We start from the raw sequence: 8,267 nt of genomic DNA on the forward strand, positions 1-8,267 counted from the left end.
TGAGGAGCGTCAGAGGGGACGCAGCACCGGTTCCTTCTGCACCGCCCCGAGCAGCCGGTCCAACGCCATCTCGACGTCTTCCTTCCAGGAGAGCGTCGTCCTCAACTCCAGCCTCAACCGAGGGTGGGTGGGGTGCTGCCGGACCGTCTTGAAGCCCACGGCCAGCAGATGGTCGGCGGGCAGGACACAAGCCGGCTCCTTCCAGCGTGCGTCACCGAACGCCTCGATCGCCTTGAAGCCCCGGCGCAGCAGGTCCTTGGCCACCGTCTGCACCATCACCCGGCCCAGCCCCTGCCCTTGGTACCCCGGCATGATGAACGCGGTCATCAGCTGCACCGCGTCGGGAGACACGGGGCTGGTGGGAAACGCCGTGGAGCGCGGCACATAGGCGGGGGGAGCGTAGAGGACGAAGCCCACGGGGACGTCATCGACGTAGACGACCCTTCCGCAGGATCCCCAGTCCAGGAGGACGGCCGAGATCCACGACTCCTTCTCGACCGCGGAGGTTCCCGCCTTTACCGCTGCCTCGCCGCTGACGGGGTCGAGTTCCCAGAAGACGCACGAGCGGCAGCGCTGGGGGAGGTCCGGAAGGTTGTCCAGCGTGAGCGGTACGAGCCGACGGCCCATGAAGGCTGTTCCTCGCTTCCTTCGCCCGCTGCCTCGCGGGCGGCTGTCAGAGCGCTCCGTTCCCTGAGCAGGCTGCCGATGAAGCCGCTGACGGCGCCCACCCCCAGCCCCGCGCTCACCAGTCCGGTGCGGCTCGTCATTCGCATGGCCCCTGCCTTGCTCTCAGAGGTACTGCCGGGTGGATGCGCCCTGTCCAAACGCATCGTATCCACGAAGCGATTCCATCGATACCGCCAAAAAGCAAAGGGCGGACCGTGTTCCGGTACACACCGGACACGGCCCGTCCCTGGTCACCCGGTCGGCTGCTCGGCCGAACCCGTCGAGGGTCAGGACTCGGTCTCCACGGAGTCGTCGTCCACCAGGCTCTTCTGCAGAACGGGTCCCTCACCCGGAGCGAGGGTGCCGAGGATGCGTTCGAGGTCCTCCATGGAGGCGAACTCGACGGTGATCTTGCCCTTCTTCTGCCCCAGGTCGACCTTCACCCGCGTCTCGAAGCGATCCGAGAGACGCGTCGCCAGATCCGACAGTGCCGGTGAGACAAGAGCCCCGGCGCGCGGCCCCTTGGAGCGCCGGTCCTTCTGGGGATGTGAACCCATCAGGGTCACGATCTCCTCGACCGCCCGCACCGACAGCCCCTCGGCCACGATCCGGTGGGCCAGCCGGTCCTGCTCCTCCGGGTCCTCGACGGACAGCAGCGCGCGTGCGTGTCCGGCGGACAGCACACCGGCGGCCAGTCGGCGCTGAACGGTCGGCGGCAGCTTCAGCAGGCGCAGTGTGTTGGACACCTGCGGCCGGGAGCGGCCGATGCGGTCCGCCAGCTGGTCTTGTGTGCAGTTGAAGTCCTTCAGCAACTGGTCGTAGGCGGCGGCCTCTTCCAGCGGATTCAGCTGGGCACGGTGCAGGTTCTCCAGCAGCGCGTCCAGGAGGAGCTTCTCGTTCTCCGTGGCCCGTACGACCGCCGGAATCGCGTCGAGCCCCGCCTCACGGCAGGCACGCCACCGCCGCTCGCCCATGATGAGTTCATAGCGCGCGGGCCCCACCTGCCGTACGACGACCGGCTGGAGGAGACCGACCTCCTTGATGGAGGTGATGAGCTCGGACAGCGCGTCCTCGTCGAAGACCTCACGCGGCTGCCGGGGGTTCGGCGTGATGGCATCGAGGGGGATCTCGGCGAAGTGTGCGCCCATGGGCGGCGCGGGTACGGCCTCAGTGCCACGGGACGAGGCCTCATCCGTTTCACGTGAAACATCCGACAGCGTGGCCACCTTCGCGGCGGCCACCCCTCGCTCGTTCGGCAGTATCGGCACCGTCGCAGAAGATGTGGAGACGCTGCCGCCCACCGCGGACGGTGTCACCGTCTTCTCTGTCGGGGCAGCGGGGATCAGTGCGCCGAGACCACGACCCAGCCCCCTCCGTCGCTCGCTCACTGGACGCCCTCCACCATGCTCGGATCGTTCTGCCGTACGCCGAGGTGGGCCTGCGATGCGTCATAGCTGACGCCGACACCCCTCAGCGCAATCTCTCGTGCCGCCTCAAAGTAGGAGAGGGCACCGCTTGATCCAGGATCGTAAGTCAGCACCGTCTGCCCATAGCTCGGCGCCTCCGAGATACGGACGGAGCGGGGAATGCTCGTCCGCAGTACCTCGTCGCCGAAGTGGGTGCGCACCTCGTCCGCGACCTGTGACGCGAGGCGCGTCCGGCCGTCGTACATGGTGAGCAGGATCGTCGACACGTGCAGGGTGGGGTTGAGGTGTCCCCGCACCAGATCGACGTTGCGCAGCAGCTGCCCCAGCCCTTCCAGCGCGTAGTACTCGCACTGGATCGGGATCAGGACCTCCTGGCCGGCCACCATCGCGTTGACCGTCAGCAGACCGAGCGAGGGCGGGCAGTCGATGAGGATGTAGTCCAGCGGCTGCTCGTACGCCTGGATCGCCCGTTGCAGCCGGCTCTCTCGCGCCACCAGCGACACCAGCTCGATCTCCGCACCGGCGAGATCGATCGTGGCGGGTGCGCAGAAGAGCCCCTCGACATCGGGGACCGGCTGGACGACCTCCGCGAGCGGCTTGCTCTCCACCAGGACGTCGTAGATGGAGGGGACCTCGGCGTGGTGGTCGATGCCCAGAGCTGTGGAGGCGTTGCCCTGGGGGTCGAGGTCGATCACCAGGACACGGCTGCCGTGCAGAGCGAGCGACGCGGCAAGGTTGACGGTGGTCGTCGTCTTGCCGACACCGCCCTTCTGGTTGGCGACCACGATGACGCGGGTCTGCTCGGGCCTTGGCAGGCCCTCACCGGCTCGCCCCAGAGCCTCCACCGCCAGTTGGGCAGCACGACCGATGGGAGTGTCGTCCATCGGAGGCGGTGTTTCACGTGAAACATCCGCTCCCGTCGACTCGGTACGGGGACCGGGGACCGGATCGGTCATCGGTCCCGCGATGTTGGCGTCGGACCGCAAGGATTCACTCTCCTCGACTTCAGGCTCGCTATGAACAGAGCCTCCCATGCCTTCGGGGTCGTGAACCAGTGAGCCCTGGCGTTCTGTGGAGAAATCCACCTCTGTGGACAACTCCACACCTCTTGAGGAGGCCGGTGTCTCGCCGGGAACAGGAGCCTCTCCGAGCGAACCGAGAGGCTTCCGGTCACGGGGTTCGGCCGCGGCGCGGCCTCGACTGATGATGCCGTGCAGCAGTGAGCGACGTTTCACGTGAAACACGATGCACAGCGGCCGAGGCGACACTGCCGCGACACTCCGGCATGCATGGGTTCGGCAGCTTGTGTGGAGTACGTCCGGCCCTCAGCGCCGGCGTCGGGCCCGTCCCGTACGGGCGGCCTTCGCACGCTTCGCCGCGAACCGCACACCGCCCGGACTCTCGCCGACCTCGACCCGCACCACCGTGGACATCGGATCCACGATGCCCTCGCCCACGTGCACGATGGATGTCTCCACGGCACCGAGCTTGCTCAGCGCCGTCGCCGCGCTCTTCAGCTCCTCCTCGGCGGTGTCGCCCTTGAGCGCCAGCATCTCGCCGTAGGGTCGCAGCAGAGGAATGCCCCATGTGGCGAGGCGGTCGAGCGGAGCCACGGCGCGCGCAGTCACCACGTGCACCGGAGGCAGCTTCCCCATGACCTCCTCGGCCCGGCCGCGCACGACCGTCACGTGGTCCAGTCCGAGCAGCTCGACGACCTCGGTCAGGAAGTTGGTACGCCGGAGCAGCGGCTCCAGCAGAGTGATCCTGATGTCTTCCCGGACCAGTGCCAGGGGGATGCCCGGCAGGCCGGCACCCGAGCCCACATCGCACACCGTCACCCCCTCGGGCACGACCTCCGAGAGCACCGCGCAGTTCAGCAGGTGCCGCTCCCACAGGCGGGGCACCTCACGCGGCCCGATCAAGCCGCGCTGCACGCCCGCCTCGGCGAGCAGCTCCGCGTACCGGACCGCGTCCTCGAAGCGATCTCCGAACACCTCGCGTGCCTGCTCGGGCGCGGGGGGAAGCTCCGCTGCCTCCGTCACGGGGGACCGTCCTTCCGTACCGTGCCGACACCGGGCGCCGACACCAGAACCACAGAACTATCAGGCTGACAAAGTTCGGCCCCGTCTGCGCAACAGACGGGGCCGGTGGAACGTAGAGCCGATCAGGCGGGAAGCACGACGACGAAGCGCTGCGGCTCCTCGCCCTCGGACTCGCTGCGCAGACCGGCCGTCTTGACCGCGTCATGCACGACCTTGCGCTCGAACGGCGTCATCGGGTCCAGCCTCACGGCCTTGCCACTGCTCTTGGCCTCGGCCGCGGCCTTGGCGCCCAGCTCGGACAGCTCGGTCCGCTTCTTGGCCCGGTAGCCGGCGATGTCGAGCATGAGACGGCTGCGGTCCCCGGTCTCCCGGTGCACGGCCAGACGCGTCAGCTCCTGGAGCGCCTCCAGTACCTCACCGTCGCGGCCCACCAGCTTCTGCAGGTCACGGCTGCCCGTGTCGCTGATGATCGAGACGGAGGCACGGTCGGCCTCGACGTCCATGTCGATGTCGCCGTCGAGGTCGGCGATGTCGAGCAGACCCTCCAGGTAGTCCGCCGCGATCTCGCCCTCCTGCTCCAGGCGGGTCAGGGTGTCTGCGCCCTCGGCAGCGGCGGAGGTGGTGCCTTCCGTCACGGGATGGACTCCTTCTTACTTCTTGGACGGGGACTTGGGCCGCTGCGGACCCTTGCGCTGCCCGGACTGGGCCCTGCTGCGGGTGCTGCCGGCGGGCTTGGCGTTGTCCTTCTTGGCGGGGCCGGCGGGCTTGGCGTCCTCGGGCTCGTCGGACTTGGTCAGCGAGGTGGGCTCACCGGCCGCCTTGGCCGTGCCGGACTGGCGCTGGGACTTGGTCTGCCGCTTGGGCTGCTGCCGCTTGACGGCGGCCGCTTCCTCGGCCTGGGCGGCGGCCGTGCTCTCGCTCTTGATCACCGTGCCGTCGGCCTGGGCCGCGAGGCCCGCCTTGTTCAGACCGTTGACGAACTTGCGCTCGTACTCGTTGCGGTCCCGGCCCTTCGCGACGATGGCCTTGACGATGGCGCGCTCACCGCGGCCGCGGGTCCTGCCGTGCTTGGAGACGCTCTTGGAGAGGCGCTCCAGGTACGCGGCCTGGGCCTTGGAACCCGGCGTGGGGTTGTTGCGGATGACGTACATCTGCTGGCCCATGGTCCACACGTTGGTGGTCAGCCAGTAGACGAGGACACCGACCGGGAAGTTGATGCCGAAGACGGCGAAGATGACGGGGAAGACGTACATCAGCATCTTCTGCTGCTGCATGAACGGCGTCTTCACCGTGGTGTCGACGTTCTTCGTCATCAGCTGGCGCTGCGTGTAGAACTGCGACAGCGACATCAGGACGATCATGATGGCCGTGACGACACGGACGTCGGTCAGCGAGGAGTTGAGCGCCTCGACCTTGTCCGCGCTGTCCGTGAACTTCGCCGCGAGCGGGGCACCGAAGATGTGGGCCTTCTGCGCGCTCTCCAGCAGGCGCTCGTTGATCACGCCGATGGTGTCGTTCGACGCGATGCTGTTGAGCACGTGGTAGAGGGCGAAGAAGAACGGTGACTGCGCCAGGATGGGAAGGCACGAGGAGAGCGGGTTGGTGCCCGTCTCCTTGTACAGCTTCATCATCTCTTCGGACTGGCGCTGCCGGTCGTTCTTGTAGCGCTCCTGGATCTTCTTCATCTCCGGCTGGAGCGTCTGCATCGCGCGCGTCGCCTTGATCTGCTTCACGAAGAGCGGGATCAGGCAGATGCGGATCAGAATCACCAGGGACACGATGGACAGGCCCCAGGCCCAACCGGTGTCAGGGCCGAAAATGGCGCCGTACACCTTGTGGAACTGGACGATGACCCAGGAGACAGGTGTCGTGATGAAGCTGAAGAGGCTGGCAATCGTGTCCACTAATCATGCTCCTTGGGCATGGGACGGGGTCTCTGCGGCCGGGCTCGAAGGACTCGTCGGACCTGTGGGAGAGGTCCGCCCCTCGGTGGCCGGTTCGGCGGCGGAGGTCCCGCCCCTGCGTGCACGCCAGGCGTCACGCAGCATTTCGTGCCACCGCGGACGCTTGCGCGGCGGGACATGGTCCACACCACCCGGCGACCACGGATTGCACCGGAGGATGCGCCAGGCCGTGAGCGCTGTGCCCTTGATGGCACCGTGCCGGTCGATGGCCGTGTAGCCGTAGTGGGAACACGACGGGTAGTACCTGCACACCGGTCCCAGCAGCGGACTGATCGTCCACTGATAGATCTTGATCAGAACCAGCAGCGGATACTTCATCGCGCGCCCCCTCCCAGCAGCCGCCGCAGGGCGGCATCCAGGTCTCGGGCCAGTTGTGCATGGTCGGCGTCACCCGCACCGGGCAGCGCTCGTACGACTACCAGGCTACCGGGGGGCAACTGGTCGACTCGCTCGCGCATCAGATGGCGAAGCCTGCGCTTCACCTTGTTGCGCACCACCGCACCACCCACGGCCTTGCTCACGACGAAACCCGCACACGACGGGGGAGCGCTCTCCCCAGGCGCATGCGGGTCCGTGGCACCGCTACGAAGGTGGACGACGAGGTTCCGGCTTCCTGCCCGGCGCCCTCGTCGTACCGCGGTCGCGAAGTCCTCGCGCCGCCTCAGCCGGTTCTCGGTGGGCAGCACGACGTCATGACCTGACCGGGATCAGGCGGACAGACGGGCGCGACCCTTGCTGCGGCGGGACGCGAGAATCGCGCGGCCGGCACGGGTGCGCATACGCAGCCGGAAGCCGTGGGTCTTGGCGCGACGACGGTTGTTCGGCTGGAAGGTGCGCTTGCTCACTCGGGGGCTCCAGAAAGACTCGGTGTTTGCGGGGTGCCGTCCTGGCTGTCACCGTGCGCCCACGAGTAGCTCGCGTTACGCCCGAGTGCACCGCTGACCGATCACCTTGCATGATCTGTGCCCATCGGAGGCAGGCGGCAGCAGCCATCGACAACTCGACCTGGTCACGGTACGCGCGGCTGCGCCATTCGGTCAAACCGGCGACGACTGGGGGACACTTGTCCACAGCCTGGGGACAACAACTTGAACCGTACCGGCCGCGCTGACTACCGTGGCTTGACTCCGGTTCGTTCCCCTGACGAGTCGTTTTCTTGATCCCCCCACCACCCGATTCACATCCCGACCCGTCCTCCGCATCACACGATCGAAGGACCTGTGAGAGAGCGTGCCCTGTGGCTGACGTACCTGCCGATCTTGCCGCAGTGTGGCCACGTGTACTGGAGCAGCTCCTCGGGGAGGGCCGCGGACAGGGGGTCGAGGGCAAGGACGAGCACTGGATCCGGCGCTGCCAGCCGCTGGCACTCGTCGCCGACACCGCGCTGCTCGCCGTGCCCAACGAGTTCGCGAAGGGTGTGCTCGAGGGTCGCCTCGCCCCCGTCGTCAGCGAGAGCCTGAGCCGCGAGTGCGGACGCCCGATCCGCATCGCGATCACCGTCGACGACACCGCCGGCGAGCCCGCGCCCCCGCCGGCGCCCCGCCCCCAGCCGCGCTACGAGGAGCCCGAGCTCCCGGCCGTCCGCCAGGAACGCCCCGAGCGCCCCGATCACCTGGAGCGGTCCGACCGGCCGGACCGGCAGGAGCGCGAGCCGTACGAGGGGTACGACGGCTACGAGAGCTACGGCCGCCGCCGTACCGACCAGCAGGGCCCCTCCGGTGACCAGCTGCCCACCGCCCGCCCCGCCTACCCGTCGGAGTACCAGCGCCCGGAGCCCGGCGGCTGGCCGCGGCCGGCGCAGGAGGAGTACGGCTGGCAGCAGCAGCGCCTCGGCTTCCCGGAGCGGGACCCGTACGCCACATCCCAGCAGGACGCCTACGGATCCCAGGACTCGTACGGCTCGCAGGACACCTACGGCTCGCAGGACGGCTACGGCGGCGGCCCGCCCGCGCAGGACTACCGTCCGCAGCCCATGGACCGGCCGTCCTACGACCAGCAGCGATCCGACTACGACACCTCACGCGGCGACTACGACCAGCGCGACGCCAGGCGCCGCGAGCTGCCCGATCCGCCCGCCGGATCCGGGCACGTCCACCGCGGCGGCCCGGTGGGTCCGAACCTGCCCACCACCGGCGCGCCCGGCCCGCTGGCGGCGCAGCCGGCCCCGG

The 8,267-nt window shown here is 68.4% G+C and carries 9 protein-coding genes and 1 pseudogene; 1 reads left to right on the plus strand and 9 read right to left on the minus strand.

Annotation, left to right across the window (positions count from 1 at the left end):
- Positions 1–9: 9 nt before the first annotated feature.
- The 9 genes from B7767_RS19000 to rpmH form a co-directional block, all read right to left on the minus strand.
- Entirely contained in the window at positions 10–627 is a 618-nt protein-coding gene (locus B7767_RS19000) for a GNAT family N-acetyltransferase (protein WP_085573229.1), read from the minus strand.
- 326 nt (positions 628–953) lie between these two features.
- A complete protein-coding gene (locus tag B7767_RS19005; RefSeq protein WP_085573230.1) occupies positions 954–2,054 on the minus strand; it encodes a ParB/RepB/Spo0J family partition protein in 1,101 nt (366 codons plus the stop codon).
- The gene (locus B7767_RS19010; RefSeq protein ID WP_073933498.1) at positions 2,051–3,127 is read right to left on the minus strand and encodes a ParA family protein; all 1,077 of its coding nucleotides are present in this window, start codon (positions 3,125–3,127) and stop codon (positions 2,051–2,053) included. Before B7767_RS19010 ends, B7767_RS19005 begins: the two co-directional genes overlap by 4 nt.
- A gap of 291 nt (positions 3,128–3,418) precedes the next feature.
- The gene (gene rsmG / locus B7767_RS19015) at positions 3,419–4,135 is read right to left on the minus strand and encodes a 16S rRNA (guanine(527)-N(7))-methyltransferase RsmG (RefSeq protein ID WP_085573231.1); all 717 of its coding nucleotides are present in this window, start codon (positions 4,133–4,135) and stop codon (positions 3,419–3,421) included.
- 122 nt (positions 4,136–4,257) lie between these two features.
- Entirely contained in the window at positions 4,258–4,770 is a 513-nt protein-coding gene (locus B7767_RS19020; RefSeq protein ID WP_085573232.1) for a R3H domain-containing nucleic acid-binding protein, read from the minus strand.
- 15 nt (positions 4,771–4,785) lie between these two features.
- Complete coding sequence (gene yidC / locus B7767_RS19025; protein WP_085573233.1) at positions 4,786–6,039, minus strand: membrane protein insertase YidC; 1,254 nt, start codon at positions 6,037–6,039, stop codon at positions 4,786–4,788.
- A 3-nt stretch (positions 6,040–6,042) separates the two neighbouring features.
- Positions 6,043–6,417, minus strand: a complete 375-nt coding sequence (gene yidD, locus B7767_RS19030) for a membrane protein insertion efficiency factor YidD (protein ID WP_073933323.1) — start codon at positions 6,415–6,417, stop codon at positions 6,043–6,045.
- The gene (gene rnpA, locus B7767_RS19035; protein WP_085573234.1) at positions 6,414–6,785 is read right to left on the minus strand and encodes a ribonuclease P protein component; all 372 of its coding nucleotides are present in this window, start codon (positions 6,783–6,785) and stop codon (positions 6,414–6,416) included. Before rnpA ends, yidD begins: the two co-directional genes overlap by 4 nt.
- 21 nt (positions 6,786–6,806) lie before the next feature.
- Positions 6,807–6,944, minus strand: coding sequence for a 50S ribosomal protein L34 (gene rpmH / locus B7767_RS19040; protein ID WP_003956500.1), 138 nt, complete (start codon positions 6,942–6,944; stop codon positions 6,807–6,809).
- 392 nt (positions 6,945–7,336) lie between these two features.
- On the opposite strand from rpmH, the pseudogene dnaA reads away from it, so the two are divergent.
- A pseudogene (dnaA, locus tag B7767_RS19050) lies at positions 7,337–8,267 on the plus strand (chromosomal replication initiator protein DnaA); the annotation flags it as partial.

The sequence above is a fragment of the Streptomyces sp. 13-12-16 genome, assembly GCF_002114215.1.
Classification (GTDB): Bacteria; Actinomycetota; Actinomycetes; order Streptomycetales; family Streptomycetaceae; genus Streptomyces.

Bases quoted from the DNA above. Each gene is read 5' to 3' on its own strand.
- B7767_RS19000 (WP_085573229.1), bottom strand. From the start codon at position 627: ATGGGCCGTCGGCTCGTACCGCTCACGCTGGACAACCTTCCGGACCTC.
- B7767_RS19010 (WP_073933498.1), bottom strand. From the start codon at position 3,127: ATGGGAGGCTCTGTTCATAGCGAGCCTGAAGTCGAGGAGAGTGAATCC.
- yidD (WP_073933323.1), bottom strand. From the start codon at position 6,417: ATGAAGTATCCGCTGCTGGTTCTGATCAAGATCTATCAGTGGACGATC.